At 74.1% G+C, this 20,961-nt stretch carries 16 protein-coding genes; 9 read left to right on the top strand and 7 right to left on the bottom strand.

The annotated features are described in order from the left end of the window. Positions 1 to 51 precede the first annotated feature (51 nt). The 3 genes from glgA to glgB all read left to right on the top strand — a co-directional run bounded on the left by glgA (position 52) and on the right by glgB (position 5,802). The gene (gene glgA / locus O7622_RS13910) at positions 52 to 1,245 is read left to right on the top strand and encodes a glycogen synthase (RefSeq protein WP_282313734.1); all 1,194 of its coding nucleotides are present in this window, start codon (positions 52 to 54) and stop codon (positions 1,243 to 1,245) included. A 367-nt stretch (positions 1,246 to 1,612) separates the two neighbouring features. Next, positions 1,613 to 3,712 (top strand): alpha-1,4-glucan--maltose-1-phosphate maltosyltransferase, encoded by a 2,100-nt coding sequence (locus tag O7622_RS13905; RefSeq protein WP_282313733.1) that lies wholly within the window; start codon positions 1,613 to 1,615, stop codon positions 3,710 to 3,712. Next, positions 3,700 to 5,802 (top strand): 1,4-alpha-glucan branching protein GlgB, encoded by a 2,103-nt coding sequence (gene glgB, locus O7622_RS13900; protein ID WP_282313732.1) that lies wholly within the window; start codon positions 3,700 to 3,702, stop codon positions 5,800 to 5,802. Before O7622_RS13905 ends, glgB begins: the two co-directional genes overlap by 13 nt. A 62-nt stretch (positions 5,803 to 5,864) precedes the next feature. Here the strand turns inward: glgB and O7622_RS13895 are convergent, their stop codons facing one another. Then, positions 5,865 to 6,905: a phosphatase domain-containing protein gene (locus tag O7622_RS13895; RefSeq protein ID WP_282313731.1), complete on the bottom strand. Its 1,041-nt coding sequence runs from the start codon at positions 6,903 to 6,905 to the stop codon at positions 5,865 to 5,867. 118 nt (positions 6,906 to 7,023) lie between these two features. Between O7622_RS13895 and O7622_RS13890 the strand changes: the two genes are divergently transcribed. From O7622_RS13890 to O7622_RS13875, 4 genes are all read left to right on the top strand, one after another. Next, positions 7,024 to 8,628 (top strand): hypothetical protein, encoded by a 1,605-nt coding sequence (locus O7622_RS13890; RefSeq protein WP_282313730.1) that lies wholly within the window; start codon positions 7,024 to 7,026, stop codon positions 8,626 to 8,628. A 16-nt stretch (positions 8,629 to 8,644) separates the two neighbouring features. Further along, positions 8,645 to 9,448, top strand: coding sequence for a peroxide stress protein YaaA (gene yaaA / locus O7622_RS13885; protein WP_282313729.1), 804 nt, complete (start codon positions 8,645 to 8,647; stop codon positions 9,446 to 9,448). A 109-nt stretch (positions 9,449 to 9,557) separates the two neighbouring features. Further along, positions 9,558 to 10,202: a hypothetical protein gene (locus O7622_RS13880; RefSeq protein WP_282313728.1), complete on the top strand. Its 645-nt coding sequence runs from the start codon at positions 9,558 to 9,560 to the stop codon at positions 10,200 to 10,202. A gap of 73 nt (positions 10,203 to 10,275) precedes the next feature. Further along, positions 10,276 to 11,214 carry a TAXI family TRAP transporter solute-binding subunit gene (locus O7622_RS13875; protein ID WP_282313727.1) on the top strand — a complete coding sequence of 313 codons (939 nt, stop codon included), beginning with the start codon at positions 10,276 to 10,278 and terminating at the stop codon, positions 11,212 to 11,214. A gap of 6 nt (positions 11,215 to 11,220) precedes the next feature. Here the strand turns inward: O7622_RS13875 and O7622_RS13870 are convergent, their stop codons facing one another. Together O7622_RS13870 and O7622_RS13865 are read right to left on the bottom strand one after the other, a co-directional pair. Beyond that, entirely contained in the window at positions 11,221 to 12,609 is a 1,389-nt protein-coding gene (locus tag O7622_RS13870; RefSeq protein ID WP_282313726.1) for a HAMP domain-containing sensor histidine kinase, read from the bottom strand. Between the two features lie 10 nt (positions 12,610 to 12,619). Further along, positions 12,620 to 13,276 carry a response regulator transcription factor gene (locus O7622_RS13865; protein WP_282313725.1) on the bottom strand — a complete coding sequence of 219 codons (657 nt, stop codon included), beginning with the start codon at positions 13,274 to 13,276 and terminating at the stop codon, positions 12,620 to 12,622. An 84-nt stretch (positions 13,277 to 13,360) separates the two neighbouring features. On the opposite strand from O7622_RS13865, the gene O7622_RS13860 reads away from it, so the two are divergent. After that, positions 13,361 to 13,699, top strand: coding sequence for a DUF952 domain-containing protein (locus O7622_RS13860; protein WP_282313724.1), 339 nt, complete (start codon positions 13,361 to 13,363; stop codon positions 13,697 to 13,699). 65 nt (positions 13,700 to 13,764) lie between these two features. After that, complete coding sequence (locus O7622_RS13855; protein WP_282313723.1) at positions 13,765 to 14,307, top strand: acyltransferase; 543 nt, start codon at positions 13,765 to 13,767, stop codon at positions 14,305 to 14,307. 57 nt (positions 14,308 to 14,364) lie between these two features. On the opposite strand, the gene O7622_RS13850 is transcribed toward O7622_RS13855, so the two are convergent. From O7622_RS13850 to O7622_RS13835, 4 genes are all read right to left on the bottom strand, one after another. Then, on the bottom strand, positions 14,365 to 16,113 hold the full coding sequence (locus O7622_RS13850) for a CDP-glycerol glycerophosphotransferase family protein (protein ID WP_282313722.1): 1,749 nt from the start codon (positions 16,111 to 16,113) through the stop codon (positions 14,365 to 14,367). A gap of 202 nt (positions 16,114 to 16,315) precedes the next feature. Then, on the bottom strand, positions 16,316 to 17,599 hold the full coding sequence (locus tag O7622_RS13845; protein ID WP_282313721.1) for a nucleotide sugar dehydrogenase: 1,284 nt from the start codon (positions 17,597 to 17,599) through the stop codon (positions 16,316 to 16,318). 3 nt (positions 17,600 to 17,602) lie between these two features. Further along, positions 17,603 to 19,171, bottom strand: coding sequence for a glycosyltransferase (locus O7622_RS13840; protein WP_282313720.1), 1,569 nt, complete (start codon positions 19,169 to 19,171; stop codon positions 17,603 to 17,605). Then, complete coding sequence (locus tag O7622_RS13835) at positions 19,168 to 20,736, bottom strand: glycosyltransferase family 4 protein (RefSeq protein WP_282314136.1); 1,569 nt, start codon at positions 20,734 to 20,736, stop codon at positions 19,168 to 19,170. The genes O7622_RS13840 and O7622_RS13835 overlap by 4 nt, the downstream gene beginning before the upstream one ends. Positions 20,737 to 20,961 lie beyond the last annotated feature (225 nt).

Raw genomic sequence — 20,961 nt, 5'->3', positions numbered from 1 at the left:
CCCACACTTGCGCACCGGGTGCGAGGTGGCGCTCTGCACTAGGGTGCGGGCATGGCACCGATGCGCGTCGACCTGCTCACCCGCGAGTACCCGCCGGAGGTGTACGGCGGCGCCGGGGTGCACGTGGAATACCTCGCCCGCGAACTGCGCCGGCTCGCCGACGTGCGGGTGCACTGCTTCGGCGCGCCCCGCGACGAGCAGGGCGTCACCGCGTACACCGAGCCGGCCCCGCTCGCCGCCGCGAACGCCGCGCTGCGGGTCATGGGCGTCGACCTGGAGATGGCCGCCGGCACGGCCGGCACCGACGTGGTGCACAGCCACACCTGGTACGCCAACCTGGCCGGGCACACAGCGAAGCTGCTGCACGGCGTACCGCACGTGGTGACCGCGCACAGCCTGGAGCCGCTGCGCCCGTGGAAGGCCGAGCAGCTCGGCGGCGGGTACGCGCTCTCCTCCTGGTGCGAGCGGACCGCGTTCGAGGCGGCCGACGCGATCATCGCGGTGAGCGCGGGCATGCGCCGCGACGTGCTCACCGCGTACCCGGCGGTGAACCCCGACCGGGTACGCGTGGTCTACAACGGCATCGACACCGCGCAGTACGCCCCGGACCCGGGCACCGACGTGCTCGACCGGCTCGGCATCGACCCGGCGCGACCCAGCGTGGTCTACGTCGGGCGGATCACCCGGCAGAAGGGCCTGCCGTACCTGCTGCGGGCGGCCCGGGAACTCCCCGCCGACACCCAGCTCGTGCTGCTCGCCGGCGCGCCGGACACCCCGGAGATCGCCGCCGAGGTGGAGGGTCTCGTGGCGGAGCTGCGGGCCACCCGGTCCGGGGTGATCTGGGTGGCGGCGATGCTGCCCAAGCACGAGGTGATCCAGGTGCTCACCCACGCCACCGTGTTCGCCTGCCCGTCCGTCTACGAGCCGATGGGCATCGTCAACCTGGAGGCGATGGCCTGCGAGACCGCCGTGGTGGCGACCGCCACCGGTGGCATCCCGGAGGTGGTCGCCGACGGCGAGACCGGGCTGCTGGTGCCGATCGAGCAGGCCGGTGACGGCTCGGGCACCCCGCTGGACCCGGAGCGTTTCGTGGCCGACCTGGCCGCACGCATGAACGAGCTGCTGGCCGACCCGGAGCGGATCGCGGCGTTCGGCGCGGCGGGGCGGCGGCGAGCGGTGGAGCACTTCTCCTGGGACGCGATCGCCCGGCAGACGATCGAGGTGTACCGCTCGGTCGGCGTGTAAGGAAGGGCACCTTCTTAACGCCTCCGGTAGAGGAAGGGCCCCTTCTTAACAGCCCGCCCGAGGCACGCCGCAGACGTCGCCCGCTCGCGGGCGGCGGGCCGTACCGTCGTGGGCGTCGACCCGGCCGGGGCGTCCCTCGCCGTCGCCCGGTCGGAGGGACCGGGAAGGCCGCGTCCGCTGGATCCACGGCGACGCCACGACGCTGCCGCCGCTGCGCGCCGACCCGGCCGTGATGACCGGCAACGTGGCGCAGGTCTTCCGCACCGACGACGACTGGGCACGCACTCCCGGGCGGACCAGCCGCGCGGAGAGGGTGCATCCGGGTCGCAGCCGAGCGCGAGAGGATCTCGCGCAGTAGGTTGAGCGGGTGACTGGACGGTTCCCGATCGAAGACGTCTCCCCCGTCGTCTCCTGCGGTCGCTACCCGGCCAAGGCGGTGGTCGACGAGGTCGTGCCGGTGTCGGCGCGCGCCTACCGCGAGGGCCACGACGCGCTCGGGTGCAACGTGGTCTGGCTCGGCCCGGACGGCGCGGCCCGCCCGTTCACCCGGATGCGCCCGGGTGAACCCGGGCAGGACCGCTGGCACGCCACCATCCGCCCGGACACGGTGGGCCTGTGGCGCTTCGCCGTGGAGGCGTTCCAGGACCCGTACCTCACCTGGCAGAACGCCGTCACCAAGAAGCTCGCCGCCGGCCAGGGCGCGGCCGAACTGGCGAACGACCTGGCCGAGGGCGTACGGGTGCTCACCGCCGCGCTCGACCTGGTGCCGAGGGCCGACCGTGCTCGCGTACACGAAGCCGTGCGGACCCTGGCCGACGACGGCCTGGACCTGCCGCGGCGGGTGAGCGCGGCGCTGGACCTGGCCGACCTGCTCTGGGAGCATCCGGTGCGCGAGCTGGTCACCACCGGCGAGGAGCGCACGCTGTGGGTGGACCGGCCGCGGGCGCTCTTCTCCGCCTGGTACGAGTTCTTCCCCCGCTCCGAGGGCGCGATCCCGGCGACTGTCGACGCGCCCGCGCGTTCCGGCACGTTCGCCACCGCGACGGAACGGCTGCCCGGTGTCGCGGCGATGGGTTTCGACGTGCTCTACCTGCCGCCGATCCACCCGATCGGCCGGGTCAACCGCAAGGGCCGCAACAACGCGCTCACCGCCGGGCCGGACGACGTGGGCTCGCCGTGGGCGATCGGCGCGGCCGAGGGCGGCCACGACGCCATCCACCCCGATCTGGGTACGCCGGAGGACTTCCGTGACTTCGTCGCCGCCGCCGCCGAGCAGGGGCTGGAGGTGGCGATGGACCTGGCGTTGCAGTGCGCGCCGGATCACCCGTGGGTCACCGAGCACCCGGAGTGGTTCACCACCCGGGCCGACGGCAGCATCGCGTACGCGGAGAACCCGCCGAAGAAGTACCAGGACATCTATCCGCTGAACTTCGACAACGACCCGGAGGGCATCCGGGCCGAGGTGCTGCGGGTGGTGCTGCACTGGGTCGGCGAGGGCATCCGGATCTTCCGGGTCGACAACCCGCACACCAAGCCGTTCGACTTCTGGCACTGGCTGATCGGCGAGGTCAAGAAGGTCGACCCGGACGTGCTGTTCCTGGCCGAGGCGTTCACCCGGCCGGCGATCATGCACGGGCTCGGCAAGATCGGCTTCACCCAGTCGTACACCTATTTCACCTGGCGCACGACGGCGGCCGAGATGCGCGAGTACTGCGAGGAACTGGTCGCCTCGGTCGACTGGATGCGGCCGAACTTCTGGCCCAACACGCCGGACATCCTGCACTCGTCGTTGCAGCACGGCGGCCCGCCGATGTTCAAGATCCGGGCGGTGCTGGCGGCGCTGCTGTCCCCCTCCTGGGGCATGTACGCGGGGTTCGAGCTGTTCGAGCACGTGGCGCGGCCGGGCGCCGAGGAGTACCTGGACAACGAGAAGTACGAGTTGCGGCCCCGGGACTGGGACGCCGCGCTGGCGCAGGGCCGGTCGCTGGCGCCGTTCGTCACCACGCTGAACCGGGTACGCCGGGACAACCCAGCCCTGCACCGGCTGCGCAACCTGCGGTTCCACGACATCGACAACCCGGCGCTGCTGTGCTGGTCGAAGCACGACCCGGAGACCGGCAACACGGTGATCGTGGTCTGCTCGTTCGACTCCCGCGAGGTGCAGTGGGGCAACACCACGCTCGACATGCCGGCGCTCGGCCTGGACTGGCACGAACGGTTCACCGTGCGCGACGAGCTGACCGGCGCCGAGTACGACTGGGGGCAGCGCAACGCGGTACGCCTCGACCCGTACCTGCAACCCGCGCACGTGCTCACGGTGCGCCGCCCGGCCGCACCGGAGGCCGTCGCCGAACCGGAGCACCCGGCGGCGCCCGACCTCACAGTCGAAGACGTACCCGCCGACCTCTCCGGCGGCACCGCCCCGACCGCACCGCCCGACAAGGACGACGCCCGATGGACCAGCTGATCACCGGCGAGGTACACGACCCGCACGCCGTGCTCGGCGCGCACCCGGCCGACGGGAGCACCACGATCCGCACGCTGCGCCGGGGCGCGGGCGAGGTGGCGGTGCTCGCCGACGGCGAACGGCACCCGATGAAGCGGGTGCACGACGCCGGTGTCTTCGAGGCGATCCTCCCCGGCGAGGTGCTCGACTACCGGGTCGAGGTGGACGGCACGACGCACGACGACCCGTACCGTCATCCGCCCACGCTCGGCGACCTCGACCTGCACCTGATCGGCGAGGGCCGGCACGAGCGGCTCTGGGCGGCGCTCGGCGCCCGCGTGTCCGACGAGGGCGTCGCGTTCACCGTCTGGGCGCCCAATGCCCGCGCCGTGCGGCTCGTCGGCGACGTCACCGGCTGGGCGCCGGACGACGGGTGGCCGATGCGGTCGCTCGGGTCCAGCGGCGTGTGGGAGATCTTCGTGCCGGGCATGCCGGTGGGCAGCCGCTACAAGTACCGCGTCCTCGGCGCCGACGGCCGGTGGCGGGACAAGGCCGACCCGATGGCCGCGCGCACCGAGGTGCCGCCGGCCACCGCGTCGGTGGTGCACGAGTCACGGTACGAGTGGGGCGACGCGGACTGGCTCGCGCGCCGGTCCCGGCAGGCGCCGCACCAGGAGCCGATGAGCGTGTACGAGGTGCACCTGGGCTCCTGGCGGCCCGGCCTCGGCTACCGGGAGCTGGCCGAGCAGCTCACCGCGTACGTGCTGGAGATGGGCTTCACCCACGTGGAGTTCCTGCCGGTGATGGAGCACCCGTTCGGCGGCTCGTGGGGCTACCAGGTCACCGGCTACTACGCGCCGACCGCCCGGTTCGGCGACCCGGACGACTTCCGTCACCTGGTGGACCGGCTGCACGCCGCCGGTATCGGCGTGCTCCTGGACTGGGTGCCGGCGCACTTCCCGAAGGACGAGTGGGCGCTCGCGCGTTTCGACGGCACCCCGCTGTACGAGCACCCCGACCCGCGTCGCGGCGAGCACCCCGACTGGGGCACGTACGTCTTCGACTTCGGCCGCAACGAGGTGCGCAACTTCCTGGTCGCGAACGCGCTGTACTGGCTGGACGAGTTCCACGTCGACGGGCTGCGGGTGGACGCGGTCGCCTCGATGCTCTACCTGGACTACTCCCGGTCCGACGGGCAGTGGGCGCCGAACGTGCACGGCGGCCGGGAGAACCTGGAGGCCATCGCGTTCCTCCAGGAGGTGAACGCCACCGTCTACCGGCACCACCCGGGCGTGCTCATGATCGCCGAGGAGTCCACCGCCTGGCCCGGCGTCACCAGGCCGACGTCGGAGGGCGGCCTCGGGTTCGGGTTCAAGTGGAACATGGGCTGGATGCACGACACCCTGCTCTACACCTCGAAGGACCCGATCTACCGGCAGCACCACCACCATCAGCTCACGTTCTCGCTGGCGTACGCGTGGAGCGAGAACTACGTGCTGCCGATCAGCCACGACGAGGTGGTGCACGGCAAGGGCTCCCTCACGGGCAAGATGCCCGGCGACACCTGGCAGCGGCTGGCCACGGTGCGGGCGCTGCTGGCGTACATGTGGGCGCACCCGGGCAAACAGTTGCTCTTCATGGGCTGCGAGCTGGCCGACGACAGGGAGTGGAGCGAGGAACGCGGCCTCGACTGGTACCTGACGCACGATCCGGCCCGCGCGGGCGTGCAGCGGCTGGTCGCCGACCTGAACCGGGTCTACCGGGAGAGCCCGGCGCTCTGGGCGCAGGACACCGACCCGGCCGGCTTCCGCTGGATCGCCGGGGACGACGTCGCCAACAACACGGTGTCGTTCATCCGGATCGCCCCGGACGGGCAGACGCTGGTGTGCGTGGCGAACTTCTCCGCGCTGCCGCTGGAGGACTACCGGATCGGCCTGCCCGCGGCCGGTACGTGGGCCGAGGCGCTGAACACCGACGCGCACCACTACGGCGGGTCGGGCGTGGGCAACCTGGGCGAGGTGCACGCCGAGAACATCCCCTGGCACGGCCTGCCCGCGTCGGCGTCCCTGCGCATCCCCCCGCTGGGCGTCCTCTGGCTCACCCCCCGCTGACCCCCGGCTGACCCCCAGCCGGAGAGGCCGAGAGGCCGGGGGACGGGGAGGTCCGGGGGAGGTCAGACCAGGTCGGCTTCTCGGAGGAGCTTCCAGAGGCCGGCGCCGTCGGGGGCGCTCAGCCACTTCTGGCCTATCGGGCCCGACGAGGACCGGCCGGCCGGCGCCGGGAGGCTACCGGCCAGCACCGACTGGGTCGGGGACAGCCGCCGGATCGCCACCCCTGCCACGTTGTCCGGGTGCGCGGCGGCGAACTCCCGGTAGATCTCCGGGTCGTGCTGCCCGTCGTCGCCGATCAGCAGCCACCGCACCTCGGGGAACTCGCGGGACAGCCGGGCCAGCGTGGCCCGCTTGTGTTCCCGGCCGCTGCGGAACCACCTGTCGGCGGTCGGCCCCCAGTCGGTGAGCAGCAGCGGCCCGGCCGGGTAGAGGTGCCGGGACAGGAACCGGGTGAGCGTCGGCGCGACGTTCCAGGCGCCGGTGGAGAGGTAGAAGACCGGGGCGCCCGGGTGGGCGGTGGCCAGCCGCTCGTACAGCACCGCCATGCCCGGCACGGCGGTGCGGGCGTGCTCGTCCAGCACGAACGTGTTCCACGCGGCCAGCAGCGGCCGGGGCAGCGCGGTCACCATGACGGTGTCGTCGATGTCGGAGAGGATGCCGAAGCGGACCGCCGGGTCGAGGATGCGTACCAGCGCCTCCACGGGTTCGGCGCCGGCGACGCTGAGGCGTACGCACCCCCAGCCGGGAGCGAAGCCGGCCTCGATCACGGTGTCGACGAAGCCGCTGCGGTCGGCGGTCACCTCCTGGCGCACGCCGTCGGCCTCGATGGTCACCGTGATGTGCTTGGCGGGCAGCGTGGCGAAGCTGCGCCAGCCCCGCACCTTGTCCAGCCGGCCCCGCCGCCGCGTGTCCGGACGCCCGAGCAGCACCCGGCAGAGCACGCGCGCCCAGCCCGGGGCGCCGTAGCCCGCGTACGCGATGATGTTGGGCTGCCACCCGGTGCGCCGCAACCGGCGCTCCACCAGGCCGTGCACGGCGTCCTCGAAGCGCGCGGCGCGGTGCAGTTGCGGTACGGCCAGCTGGTCCGGTGGTGTGGGCGGCACACGGCAACAGTGCCACAACCGGCCCGGCCGGGCCACGCGAGTGATCCACGCCGATCCGCCCCGGCGCCGGGCGCCGCCGTGACAGACTGCGGTCGGGACGACGACGGGGGCGTTGGTCGTGTCGACGACGAAGCGGAACCCGGTACGACCGCGTCCGGACGCGCCGGCGCTGGTGGCGCTGCTGCTCGGCGCCGCGGGGGTCGGCTACCGGCTGGTGCTGACGCTGCTCACGGTGCCCGCGTCGAACAGCGACGAGGCCACGTTCGGCTTGGCCGCACTGCACATCGCCGCCGGTGGTGAGCGGCCGGTCTTCCTCTACGGCCAGCGCTACATGGGCGTGCTGGAGTCGTATCTGGCCGCGCCGCTCGTCGGCTGGGCCGGGCCGAGCTGGCCGGTGCTGCGGCTGCCGCTGCTCGCGCTCTTCGCGGTCTTCCTGTGGCTGGCGTACCGGCTGACCCGCGGCCTGTTCTCCCCCTGGCTGGCGGTCGCCGTGGTGGGCCTGCTGGCGCTCGGCTCGGAGCGGGTGGTCCGCGACCAGCTAACTGTGGTCGGCGGCCGCCCGGAGGCGAAGCCGGCGGTGCTGGCGATGCTGCTGATCGCGGTGGCCCTCGGCGGCCGGCGGATCCGGCACCGCTGGCTGGCCACCGGCGCGTTCGGGCTGCTCGCCGGGCTGGCGCTCTGGTCGGACTGGCTGATCGCGCCGTACCTGCTGGTGGCGGCCGTGGTGCTCGCGGCGGCGGTGCCCCGCGATCTGATCGGCTGGCCGGGCGTGCTGCTGGTGACGGGCTTCCTGGCCGGGATCGCCCCGGTGGTCAAGGACAACCTCGTCGCGCCACCAGGGCAGGACTCGCTGTCGGTGCTGCGCGAGATCAGCACCAAGGAGGGCGTCGCGCCGTCACTGGCCGAACGCCTGCGCGGCGGACTGCTGGAGGGGGTGCCGCTGGCGTCCGGCCTGTGCCCGATGGACGGCTGCGCGCGCTGGGCGCAGTGGTTCGGCGTGCTCTACCCGGTGCTGCTGGTGGCCGCCGCCGCGCTCGGGCTGCGCGCGTACCGCCGGGCCGCCGACCACGCCGCGCGGGTCCGCGCCGTGGCGATCCTCGCCCTGGTCGTGGGCGCGGCGCTGACACTTCTGGCGTACGTGCGCAGCCCGCTCGCCGCGACCGACCCGCTCGGCAACGCCCGCTACCTGTCGGTGCTCCAGATCTCGCTGCCGGCCGTGCTGTGGCCGCTCTGGCTGGCCGCCGCGCACGCGCTGCGGGCCACCACCGGGTGGGCGGCCCGGCTCGGCGGCACCGCGGCGGCGGTGGTGCTGGCCGGGCTGACCGCCGCCACGGTCGCCGGGACCGTGGCGTTCCTGACCGGTGTGCCGGGCGTACGGGACGAGGAGCGCACGGCCCGCCGCCTCGCCGACACGGTGCGGGAGGCCGGTCTGCACGAGGTGTACGGGGACTACTGGACCTGCAACCGGCTGATCTTCAACACCGGGGAGACCGTTGCCTGCGGTGTGCTCGACAGCGCGCTGACGCCGGGGCAGAACCGCTATCCGGCGTACTGGCAGCGGGTGGGGCGCGCGCCACGGCCCGGGTACGTGGTGACGGTCGGCTCCCCGGCCGAGCGCACACTGCGGCGGCTGCTGGGCGACCGTGCCGACGCGGCGGTGGTGGCCGAGGTGGGCGGCAGTCGCGTGTACCACCCCGACCGTGCCGTGCGGCCGTGGCGCTGACCCCGGCCCGTACGCTGTGCCGGTGCTCATCCTGCTGCCCCCGTCGGAGGGGAAGGCCGAGGCCGGCACCGGCCGCCGGCTGGACCTGTCCCGGCTGTCCCTGACCGAGCTGAACCCGGCCCGGGAGGCGGTCCTGACCGCGCTCGCCGACCTGTGCGCCGGGCCGGACGAGACGGCGGCCCGGACCGCGCTGGGCCTCACCGAGGGGCAGCTCGGCGAGCTGCGGCGCAACGCCCGGCTGCGGGAGGCGGCTACCGCACCGGCCGGACGCCTCTACACCGGGGTGCTCTACGAGGCGCTCGGCCTGGACACGCTGCCCCCCGAGGCGCAGCGGGCGGCCCGCCGCCAGGTGCTGATCAGCTCCGGCCTGTGGGGCGCGGTACGCCTCGCCGACCGGATCCCGCCGTACCGCTGCCCGATCGGGGCGCGGCTGCCGGGGCTCGGGGCGCTGTCGGCGTACTGGCGGGCGGCGCTCGGCCCGGTGCTGGAACCCGCCGCCGGGCGCGGCCCGGTGCTGGACCTGCGTTCCGGCGCGTACGCGGCCACCTGGACGCCGCGCGGCGCGCTCGCCGAACGCACGGTGACGGTGCGGGTGCTGCACGAACGGATCGTGGACGGCACGCCGGCCCGGTCGGTGGTGAGCCACTTCAACAAGGCCACGAAGGGCCGGCTGGTGCGGGATCTGCTGCTCGCCGACGCCCGGCCGCGCACCGCCGACGCCCTGGTGGGGGCGCTGCGGGAGCTGAAATACACGGTCGAGGAGGCGCCCCGGGCGGCCGGGCGGCCCCGGCAGGTCGACCTGGTGGTCACCGAACTCTGAGCCGCGGGCTTCCCGCAAATTTTGCTCAAGGCTGGGGCGCATCCGTTCCCGGCCCGGCGCTCGGCAGCGACGGTAGAGGCACCCCGACTCTGACCGAGGAGCCGCGCCGATGCCCACCACGCTGCTCGACCGCCCGCGCCCGTCGCCGCCGCTGGACTGGCTGACCCTGACCGACGCCTTCGAGATCGCCTGCATGGTGCGCTGCACGCCGCCGCCGGCCACCGACGTCCGCCGTCTCGACTCCGGACCGCACCGGGGCGGGATCGCCGAGTTCAACCGCGAGGACGCGGCGCAGCGGATGCGGCAGTTGCTGGGACGCCTCGACGTGCCGGTGGAACACGAGCTGACCACCGGTGGGCTGCGCCGCCGCTACGAGCTGCACCGGCTGTCCGTGCCGCCGCAGCACCGGACGGCGTACGCGAATCTGCTGACCGCGGGCTGGCGGCAGGGCCGCCGGGAGCTGCTCGGCGGGCCGTTCCCGGGCGCATCGGCGCCGCGGCGGCTCTGGCGGCCCCGGCTGGCGGCGGCGGCCTGGCGGGCGGCGCTGCTCGCAGGCGGCCGGCACGTACGCCGGCACTGCCTCGGCATCCGGCTCTCCGACCGGGACCTGGCGGCGGTGCTGGTACGCGGCGCGGCGCTGCTGGACGTGCCGGCGGCGCTGCGGCCCGGCTCGGGCTGTTTCCTCGTGGTGGTGCCCAACGGCGAGTACCGGGAGCGGATCACCGAGAGCGCGGAGCTGTCCGCGGCGAGCTGACCGGCCCGACCCGAGCCCGCGCGGCGGTGCGTGGGCTTGCGCCGCGGCGGGTGCACGGCGCAGAGTGCAGCCCGTGAGCCGACACTGGCCTGTGCGCGCCGCCGCCCCCGTGCTGGTGCTCCTGCTCGTCGCCGGGCTGGCCGGCTGCCGGGACGAGCCGTCCGAGGCGACCCGCATCCGCATCGCCACCGGCAGCCCGACCGCCGTCTACCACGCCTTCGGCCAGTCGCTCGCCGCGCTGCTCAACCGGGAGCTGCCCGGCGTACGGGCCGAGGTGGTGGTCACCGCCGCCTCGGCGCAGAACGTCCGGCTGGTCGGCGCCGGGGAGGCCGAGCTGGGCTTCACCCAGGCCGACGTGCTGCCGCCGCGCGAGCCCGAGCATCCGGCGGTGCTCGCGGTGGCCCGGGTCTACGACGACCTGCTGCACCTGGTCACCCGCGCCGGCGGGCCGATCCGCACGCTCGGCGACCTGCGCGGCCGGCGGGTGTCGGTGGGCGCCGACGGCTCCGGCACGGAGATCACCGCCACCCGCCTGCTGGCGGTGGCCCAGCTCGGCGGCGACCGGGTAGGCCAGGAACACCTGGGGCTGGACGACTCGGTGGCGGCGCTGCGCGAGGGGCGGATCGACGCGTTCTTCTTCTCCGGCGGGCTACCCGTGCGCGGCGTCGCCGACCTGGCCGAGCGGACCTCGCTGCGGATCGTGGACCTGGGCGACTGGACCGAGCCGCTGCGCCGGGCGTACGGGCAGGTCTACGTGACCCGGGACGTGCCGCGCTCGGTGTACCGGGCCGACCCGGTCAGCACGGTGGCGAACCCGAACTACCTGGTCGTCCGCGCCGACCTGCCCGCCGCCCTGGTGCGGGAGGTGACCCGGCTGCTGATGGACCGCCGGGAGGAACTGGCCGCCGCGCACCCGGCGGCGGGACGGATGAGTCCCCGGTCGGCGATCGTCACCACCCCGCTGCCGCTGCATCCGGGCGCGGCGCAGTGGTATCGCGCCGCGAAGCCCTGACGCGGGTCAGCACCGGACCGGCACGTCGGCGGGCGCCGGGAACCACAGCTCGGCGACCAGGCCCCGGGGCTCGCCCTGACGCATGGTGAGCCGGCCGTCGGAGGCGTCCACGAGCACCGCCGCGATGGTCAGGCCGAGGCCCGCGCCGTCCACGTTCTGTGCGTCCGGCGCCCGCCAGAACCGCTCGGTCGCCTGGTCGAGCTGACTGGTGGTCATGCCCGGGCCGGTGTCGCCGACGGTCAGCGCCGTCCCGCCGTCGGCGGCGCGTACGGTCACCGTCACCTCTCCCCCGCTGCCGCTGAACTTCACCGCGTTGTCGATCAGGGCGTCCAGCGCCTGGTCGATGGCGGTCGGCACGGTCCGGGCGTACACCGGCGCGGCCCCGGCGTCGAGGCGGAGCGTGACCTCGCGATGCCGGGCCAGCGGCAGCCAGGCCGACACCCGGGACGCGGCGGTGGCGGTGGCGTCCACTGTCACCCGCTCGTTCTCCTCCCGCTCGGCGCGGGCCAGGGTGAGCAGCGCGTCGAGCACCGTGGCGAGCCGGTCGGTCTCCTCCAGCGCCAGCCGGTGCTCGGCACGTCCGTCCGGGTCGGTGAGGCTGGAGCCCAGTTCCTCCACCCGCAACCGCAGCGCGGTGAGCGGATTGCGGAGCTGGTGGCTGGCGTGCGCGACGAAGGCGCGTTGCCGGTCCATCACGTCGGAGACGGCGTCGGCCATGTCGTTGAAGCTGGTCGCCAGCCGGCGCAGCTCCGGCGGACCGAGTCCGGCGCGGACCCGCGCGCCGCGGCGGCCCTCGGCGATCTCGTGGGTCACCGCGTCCAGCGCGGTGACCGGGCGCAGCACCCAGCCGGCCAGCCCGAACGCGGTCGAGACACAGGCCAGCACCGCCAGCAGGCCGATGCCCGCGAGCAGCAGCCACCACACGGCGACGGCGCGGCGGACCCCGTCCGCCGGGCTGGTTGTGACCACGGCGCCGAGCACCTCGCCGCCGTCGTTGATCGGCACGGCCGTCACCACCGGCCCGCTGACCCACGGCCACACCGGCTCCGGGCCGCTGAACTGCTGCCCGGACAGCGCGGTGTCGAGCGCCGGGCCGGTGCCCGGGCCCGGCTCCCACCCGGACGAGGCCACCACGGTACGGCGGTCCCGGTCCACCACCGCCGCGCCGATGCCGTAGAGCGCGTCGTAGGCGGCCAGTTCCCCGTCCAGCGGGCCGGGACTGCCACCGCGCAACGCCGGCCCGGCCAGCGAGGCGAAGCGGGTGGCGTCGGCGAGGCGGTCGGCGCGCACCCGGTCGGTCTCCCGGGTCGCGAGCGTGGCCGCCAGCGGGGTCTCCAGGGCGAGCAGGACCAGCACCATCAGCAGCAGGTAGCTGATCACCAGCCGGCGGCGCACGGGCCCCTCCTCACGCGTCGCGGAGCCGGTAGCCGACCCCGCGCACGGTCTCCACGAGCGTCGGGTCGCCGAGCTTGCCGCGCAGCGACCCGACGTGCACCTCCACCGTGTGCCGGTCGGCCCAGGTGGTGCCCCACACGTCGAGCAGGATCCGCTCGCGCGGCACCGCCACCCCCGGCTGACGGGCCAGGGACAGCAGGATGTCGAACTCCTTGCGGGTGAGCGTCACGTCGCGGCCGGCCACGTTCACAGTCCGGCCACCCACGTCGATGCGGACCGCGCCGGCCTCGATCAGGTTGCGCTGCGGCGCGGTGTGCGCGGCCCGGCGCAGCACCGCCTCGATCCGCGCCTGCAACTCCACCATCGAGAACGGCTTGACCACGTAGTCGTCGGCGCCCAGCCGCAGCCCCAGCACCCGGTCGCGTTCCTCACCGCGCGCGGTCACCGCGATGATGCCGAGCCGGCTGCTGCGCCGGCGCAGCTCGCGGCACAGGTCGGTGCCGTCGCCGTCGGGCAGGCCGAGGTCGAGCAGCACCAGGTCGCAGGGGGCGGCGGAGAGCGCGGCGGCCACTGTCGCGGCGTGTTCCACCTGGTAGCCGCGCCGGGTCAGCGCTGACGACAACGCCGCGGCGACCCGGAGGTCGTCCTCGACCAGGAGGATCCGCACCCGTGCCTCCCTCCGCTCGACGTGTTGCCCTGCGAATGGTGGCAGACGCGCCGCGCGGGCGCGAGGCCGCTCTAGGCTGCTGCCGTGATCTACAAGATTCTCTCCGACGACGAGTGGGCGCAGGCGCGGGCGGACGGGCGGTTCGCCGGCACCGCGATGGACCGGCAGGACGGCTACGTCCACCTCTCCGCCGTCGACCAGGTGGTGGAGACCGCCCGGCGCTTCTTCGCCGGGGTCACCGGCCTGACGGTGCTCGCCGTGGACGAGACCCGGCTCGGCGACGCGCTGCGCTGGGAGGTGTCCCGTGGCGGCGCGCTGTTCCCGCACCTGTACGGCGCACTGCCGGTGGACGCGGTGGTCGCCGCGCACCCGCTGCCGGCCGATCGCCCCGCCGCCGACGCGGTGGCCGAACTGCTCGCGTGAGCGCTCGTTATGCTGCGTCGAGCCCGCCCGACGGCGCGACGCGCCCTGGCATGATGCGAGTAGAGATGACTGACAGCAACGACCGGTCCGCCTCCGTCTTCGTCCACCCGACGGCCGACGTGGAGTCCGGCGCCCAGGTCGGCGACGGCACCAAGGTCTGGCACCTGGCGCACATCCGGTCCAGCGCCCAGGTCGGCGCCGGCTGCGTGATCGGCCGCAACGTCTACGTCGACGCGGGCGTCACGGTCGGCGACCTGGTGAAGATCCAGAACAACGTCTCGGTCTACCAGGGCGTGACCATCGAGGACGAGGTGTTCGTGGGCCCGTGCGCGGTGTTCACCAACGACTTCCGCCCGCGCGCCCAGAATCCGGACTGGACGATCACCCCGACGCTCGTCCGCCGGGGCGCGTCGATCGGCGCGAACGCCACGCTCGTGTGCGGCATCGAGGTCGGCGAGTACGCGATGATCGCCGCCGGCTCGGTGGTGACCCGCGACGTCGAGCCGTACCAGCTGGTGGCCGGCAACCCGGCCCGCCCGAAGGGCTGGGTCGACGCCAGGGGCGAGGTCGTCTCCCGCGACGTCGACAACCCGCCGCACCAGGGCTGACCAGACGTGCAGGGGCGACGACCGGCGCGGTCGTCGCCCCTGCTCCGTCGGTGAGCCTCAGCCGCAGAGCCGGCCGATCTCGTCCCGGAACCGGTCCATCGGGTTCGACCCGGCCGGGCCGAGCAGGTACTCCTTCAGCTCCCGCCGCGCCCCGGTCATCGGGTCGTCCCCGGCCCGGGTCACGTCGAGAATCTTCGTCAGCTCGCCGCAGTCCGCCGAGAGCAGGTACGCCGCCCGAGCGGTCGGGAACTGCCGCCGGAACTCGTCCTCGGGCAGGCCGGCCGGATTCGCCACCACGTACGGGCGCTCGCTCTGCACGAAGTCGGAGACCACGCTGGACACGTCGCTGACCAGCAGGTCGGTGACGTTGAAGCAGTCGAACAGCCCCGGCGTGCGGCCGGTGACCACCAGGTGCGCGGTGCCGTCCAGCGAGGACGGATCGGTCTCACCGCCGGCGGCCTTGAGCCGGGACACGATCCGCTCGTGCACGGCGCGGGCCCTGGGCGAGCGCGTTCCGGTCAGCGGGTGCGGCTTGTAGATCACCCGCACGTCCCCGGCTGCGAGCAGGCCGGACACGATCCGTTCACCCATCAGCACGAGCGACGTGTGGTACGGGTCGTCGTCGAGCCAGCCCTCCCAGGTCGGCGCGTACAACACGGTGAAGCGGTGGTCGGCGGCGCCGGAGCCGAACGTGTGCACCCCGGCGAGCTGCGGGCGGCCGACCTCCACGATGTCGCGGTCCAGCACGCCGACGTCGGCCCGGGCGTACCGTTCCCGCCCGGCCGGCCCGGCCACCCAGACCTCGTCGTACACCTTGCTGTACGGGTTGACGCTCGCCTGCTTGTCGCTGTCGCCGTGGCCGACGAAGACGTGCTTCACGCCCGGCTCCCGCAGCAGGTGGATGTTGGCGCCGACGTTCGCGGCGTACAGCGCCACGCGCAGCGAGCCCAGGTCCAGGTTCATGAAGTCGACGCCGGCCGGCACGCAGATCACCGGCAGCCGGGTGTCGGCGAGCTGCTCGAACGCGTCCGCGGCGCGCAGCAGCACGACCGCGCGACGGCCGGTCGCCTCCACCGGCGCGAGCCACATGTTGGCCTGGTAGACGTCCTTGGCCGGGCCGGCGAAGTAGAGCGCCACCTCGGGCCGTTCCCGGGCCATCCAGTCGTGCACGGCGGGCAGCACACCCGGGGCCTTGCCCCGGCCGCGCAGCGCGGTGAGCGCCAGCACCGCGGCGGTGACCAGGCCGACGGCGAGTGTGACCAGGGCGGTGAGCACCACCGGGGCGACCCGATCGAGCGCGGCGGCCACCACTGCGGCGGGCACCAGCAGCACGTTCAGCAGCGGCATGCGCAGCCCGGCCAGCCGCCGTGCCCAGGCCGGCGGCACCGGAACCCGCCGCAGCGCGCCGAGGTCGATGTTGCGGGTGTACGCCGGGGGGTCGACCCGGCCGTCGATCACCTTGGTCACCGCGTTGGTGGCGACGGCCACGGTCCACAGCGCGGCGGGCAGCAGCAGGACGGCGACGGTGCCGGCCACGCCGGGACGCACCGCGGCGACCACGAGCAGGACCACCGACAGGTCCCGCACCAGCCGCCGGAACGTCTCGCCCAGACCGGCCTTGTCGAGCAGCGTGGCGGTCTCGGTGTGCCGCCCGGCCAGGGCCAGCTCACCGGCGACGGCGACCACCGCGGCCACCGCGTACGGGACCACCAGGCCGAGGACTCCGGCGAGGACCATGACCGCGTAGCCGAGGAGTGTCGCGCCGACCGCGGCGAGACCCTGCTGGCTGCGTACTCTGCTGAACAACGACACGCTCCCTTTCTGCCCCACCGATGTCGGTGCGAGTCGATTTCCGACGGCTGCGACCCTAAACGGATCACATGACACAAGTATTGCCGGGGTGTCCGGCAGGTGAACTCCGCACGGCGTGATCCCGGTTCATTCCGGCGGCGGAACGCGACGGGCCCCGGCCGTTCGAGACGGCCGGGGCCCCGTGGAGCCGGTGGCGTCAGCCCCCGATGACCACCCGGCGCACGCCGGTCCAGCGCGCCGGGTCGGTGACCCGGCGGCCGTCGACCAGCACCGTCACACCCGGCAGGTCGGCCGGGGCGAGGGTACGGTACTCGGCGTGGTCGGCCTGGATCACGGCGGCGCCGACCGGCTCACCGTCGTACCCGGGCAGGCCGTGCGCGACCAGTTCCTCGTTGGTGTACATCGGGTCCGAGACGTACGGCACCGCACCCCGGCGGCGCAGCGCGTCCACGGTCGGGAAGACGCCGGAGAACGCGGTCTCCTTGACGCCACCCCGGTAGGCGGCGCCCAGCACCAGCACGCCCACGCCGGTCAGGTCGCCGTACGCGGCGGCGAGCAGGTCGACCGCGTACTCCGGCATGGCCGCGTTGGCCTCGCGGGCCGAGCGGACCACGGTGGCGGCCGGGTCGTTCCACAGGTACATGCGCGGATAGATCGGGATGCAGTGGCCGCCGACCGCGATGCCCGGCGAGTGGATGTGGCTGTACGGCTGCGTGTTGCACGCCTCGATGACCTTGGTGACGTCCACGCCGACGGTGTCGGCGAAGCGGGCGAACTGGTTCGCCAGGCCGATGTTCACGTCCCGGTAGGTCGTCTCGGCGAGCTTGGCCAGCTCGGACGCCTCGGCCGAGCCGAGGTCCCACACGCCGTTCGGGCGGTCCAGGTCGGGGCGCTCGTCGAAGTCGAGCACCGCCTCGTAGAACCGCACGCCGTGCGCGGCCGACGCCTCGTCGATGCCGCCGACCAGCTTCGGGTAGCGGCGCAGGTCGGCGAAGACCCGCCCGGTGAGCACCCGCTCGGGGCTGAACACCAGGTGGAAGTCGGTGCCGGCGGTCAGGCCGGAGCCCTCGGCGAGCATCGACGCCCACCGGTCACGGGTGGTGCCGACCGGCAGCGTGGTCTCGTAGCTGACCAGCGTGCCCGGCTTCAGCCCACGGGCGATGGACCGGGTGGCGTCGTCCATCCAGCCGAAGTCCGGCACGCCCTCGGCGTCCACGAACAGCGGCACGACCACGACGACCGCCTCCGACTCGGCGACCGCGGCGGCGGTGTCGGTGGTGGCCGACAGCAGGCCGGCGGCCACCGTCTCCTTGAGCTTGACGTCCAGGTCGGCCTCACCCGGGAAGGGCACGGCACCGTCGTTGACCAGCTGGACGACCCGCTCGGAGACGTCGGCGCCGATCACCCGGTGCCCCTTGGACGCGAACTGCACGGCCAGCGGCAGACCGATCTTGCCGAGCGCGACGACGCAGATGTTCATGAACTACTTTCCTCCAGAGGGCCAGATTCGGCGCAGGCGGGCAAGGAACCGACCGGGGGTCACCGGCGTGATCGCGACGATCACCTGGCCCTTGTGGTTCGTGGTGGGTGTGACGAGGTGCCAGCGGACACCGCGCCGGGCCACCAGCCGGGGTGCGGCGACGGGGCGGTCGGTGCGCAACGGCGCCGAGCCCGTCCCGCCCAGGGCGGAGACCTCGGCGCGTACGATACGACGCTCGCCTGTCCCCGCGACGACCGCCAGCAACCGGTCCACCGCGAAGTCCGTTCGTACGACGGTACCGCTGCCGGAGGACTCGGCCGACGTGACGCCCGTCAGATCGCCCACACTGACCCGCAGCGCCTCCGCGCTCAGCTCGGCCAGCTCGGCCCAGCGGCTGCGGGCGGTGACCACCAGGGCCCGCGCCCCGGCGGCGTCGCGTCCCCAGGCCAGCCCGGTCGCGGTCAGCTTGGCCAGTATCGCGGCGGCCCGCTCGGTGACGTCGTACCAGTCGTCCGGGTAGCCGAACGCCGGGTCGCGGAAGCCGACCTGGTCGGCGTACCAGCGGTCGCCGTCGACGACCACCTCGGGCAGCGACCGGTCGGACTGCTGGCCGATGAGCGTGCACAGCGCGTCCAGGTCGCCGTCGCGCGCCACCGCCACCCGCAGCCGCTCCTCGGACGCCATCCGGGCGGTCACCCCGTCGGTCAGGTACGCCTCGGCGAGCTTGCGGATCCGGTCGTGGACGTGCCGCTGCACGTCCGGGGCGAGGGCGAGGAACTCCGCGCGGAGCAGCTTCGCCACCTCCCAGGTGAAGTGGCGCACCAGCACCGCGTCCCGCCGCGGGCCGGGCTCGATCAGGCCGGCGACGAACCCGACGAGTTCCTCGGCGCAGCGCAACCGCTCCTCGAACCGGCTGGCGTACGTGATGTTCTGGGCGTTGTCCCGCTTGACCGCGTAGTAGAACTCGTAGTCGCCGAGGACCGACACCTTCTTCGCCCGGAAGCACGCCTCCAGCGTGAACGGCTGGTCGCTGCCCATCCGCATGTCCGTACGGAACCGCAGGCCGTGCCGCTCGATCAGGTCCCGGCGGAACAGCTTGGTGTTCGACAACGACCAGGGCAGGTCGCTGTCGAACAGGTCGAGCCGCTCCCGGGTGGTGGCGTAGACGGCCTGGTGCACGTAGCGCTTGTTGGTGCCGACCATCCGGCCGAGCACCACGTCGGAGTCCCACCGGTCGGCGGCGTCGACGAGGCGCTCCAGCGCCTCCGGGCCGAGGTGGTCGTCCGAGCCGATGAAGAAGACGTACCGGCCGCGGGCGTGGTCGAGCGCCAGGTTGCTCGGCGCCGCCGGGCCACCGGAGTTGGCCTGGTGCAGCACCCGGACCGTGCCCGGGTACCGCTCGGCGTAGCGGTCCAGTTCCGCGCCGCTGCCGTCGGTGGAGCCGTCGTCGACGGCGACGACCTCCAGCCGGTCCCGGCCGATGGTCTGCCCGACGAGCGAGTCGAGGCAGGCGGTCAGGTACGGCATGGTGTTGTAGACGGCGACCACCACCGTCACGTCCGGCCCGTTCACGCGCCCACCTCCACCTGTGCCGGCTCCACCGCGGCGTGCGCCGGCGGCGTCGGCCGGGGCGGCGCGTCGGGCAGCAGCCGGGAGTAGACCTCGTCGAGCACCCGCGCCTGCGCCTCCCAGGTCCAGCCGGCCAGCAGGCCCGGCCGGTCGTACGCGGCGCGGTACCGCTGCGGGTCGGCGAGCACCGCGGTGACCGCGCGGACGAAGTCGGCCACGTCCTCGGCGCGGAACACCTCGCCCTGACCGGTCTCCCGGACGGTCTCGGCCATGGTGCGCACGTCGGAGACGACCAGCGGCAGGCGGGCGTGTGAATACTCGAAGAACTTGGTGATCAGCGCGATCTCGTGGTTCGGCCAGTGCTGGATCGGGATGACGCCGACCTGCGCGCCGCCGAGGTACCGGACCACCTGGTGGTGCGGCACGTACGGCAGCACGTGCACCCGGTCCACCACGCCAAGCTCGCCGGCCCGGGTGACCAGGCCCCGGACGTACGCCGAGTCGGGCTTGTTGACCACGAACGCGACGTGCGCGCCGGGCAGCCGGGGCAGCGACTCGACCATCACCCCGAGACCGCGCTTGGCGGCGGCCACCCCGCTGTAGACCAGCAGCGGCTCGTCCGGCCCGAGCCCGCAGCGGGCGCGGATGTCCGGCGCCGGCCCGGCCGGATCCGCGGGCAACTCATCCACAGCCGGGGCGTTGAGCACGACCGCCGGCCGCTCGGTCAGCCCGTGCTCGCTGCGCAGCAGGTCGGCCAGGCCGCCGGAGACGGTCATGGTGGCGTCGGCGTACGGCACGTACTCCCGCTCGTGCGCCACGTTGCCGGGCAGCCAGCGGGCGTTGTCGCGCCACGGCTGCACGCCGGGCAGGTACTCGTGGGCGTCCCAGAGCAGCGCGATCCGCCGGCCCTTCGCGGCGGCCCGGACCTTCGCGCGGGCGCCGACGCCGAGCATCCGGAAGTCGTTGGCGTGGATCAGGTCCGGCGCCAGCTCGTCGACCACCGGGCCGTAGGCCAGCTCGTAGTCCCACAGGCCCGGTTCCAGGCGCCGCCACGCGCCGTCGCCGCGCAGCTTGCGCCAGAACAGCGTGTACGCGCGGTCCCAGGGGCCGTCCAGCTTGCGGCCCTTGCGGGCCCGGGTGAGCTGGCGGTTGCGGAAACCGACCCACTTGCGGGTCAGGCCGGACAGCTTCTCCTCGGCGCGCAGCGCGACCCAGGGCAGCCCGCCCGGCCGGCCCGCGCCGGACCCACTGGCCGCGACGGTGAGCGCCGCCCGGCGGACCGCCAGGTCCGCGCGCCAGGCCTTCACCGCCTGGGTACGCTGCGCCGCGATGCCGCTGGGCGGATAGGCAAGCGGGTGCCGCAGCCAGGCCCGGCGGAACTCGTGCCGGCGGCGGGCCAACGGCTCGGGCATCGGCACGAGGCGTACCTCGGCGGCGCCGAGGCGCCAGCTCTGCGGGCTGCCGACCGGCGCGCGGCCGAGCAGCACGACGTCCCAGCCGGCGTCGGCGGCGGAACGGGCCGCCTTCTGCACCCGGGAGTCCCCGATGACCCCGTTGTCCACCAGCATCACGACCCGTCCCCGGGTGCCCGCCGCTGCGGTCGTGCCGTCAGATCCCATTCCTGCCCGTTTCGTCGTCGCCAGCACCGCGCCCGCGGACCCGAGCGAGTCTACGACAGCGGATCGGGCTCGAACGCCCGCCGCCGCCGGTGCCCCACGACCTGGTGTGACGGTTGCTACCCTCCATCCTGTTCAACGACCGGCGCCCGCTCCGGGTCGTTCGCCGGGTCGCCG

Origin of the sequence: Micromonospora sp. WMMD1076 (assembly GCF_029581475.1) — a bacterium.
Lineage (GTDB): Bacteria > Actinomycetota > Actinomycetes > Mycobacteriales > Micromonosporaceae > Micromonospora > Micromonospora aurantiaca.
The sequence above is the reverse complement of the archived record's forward strand: the minus strand, read 5'-3'. Positions and strand labels throughout refer to the sequence as shown.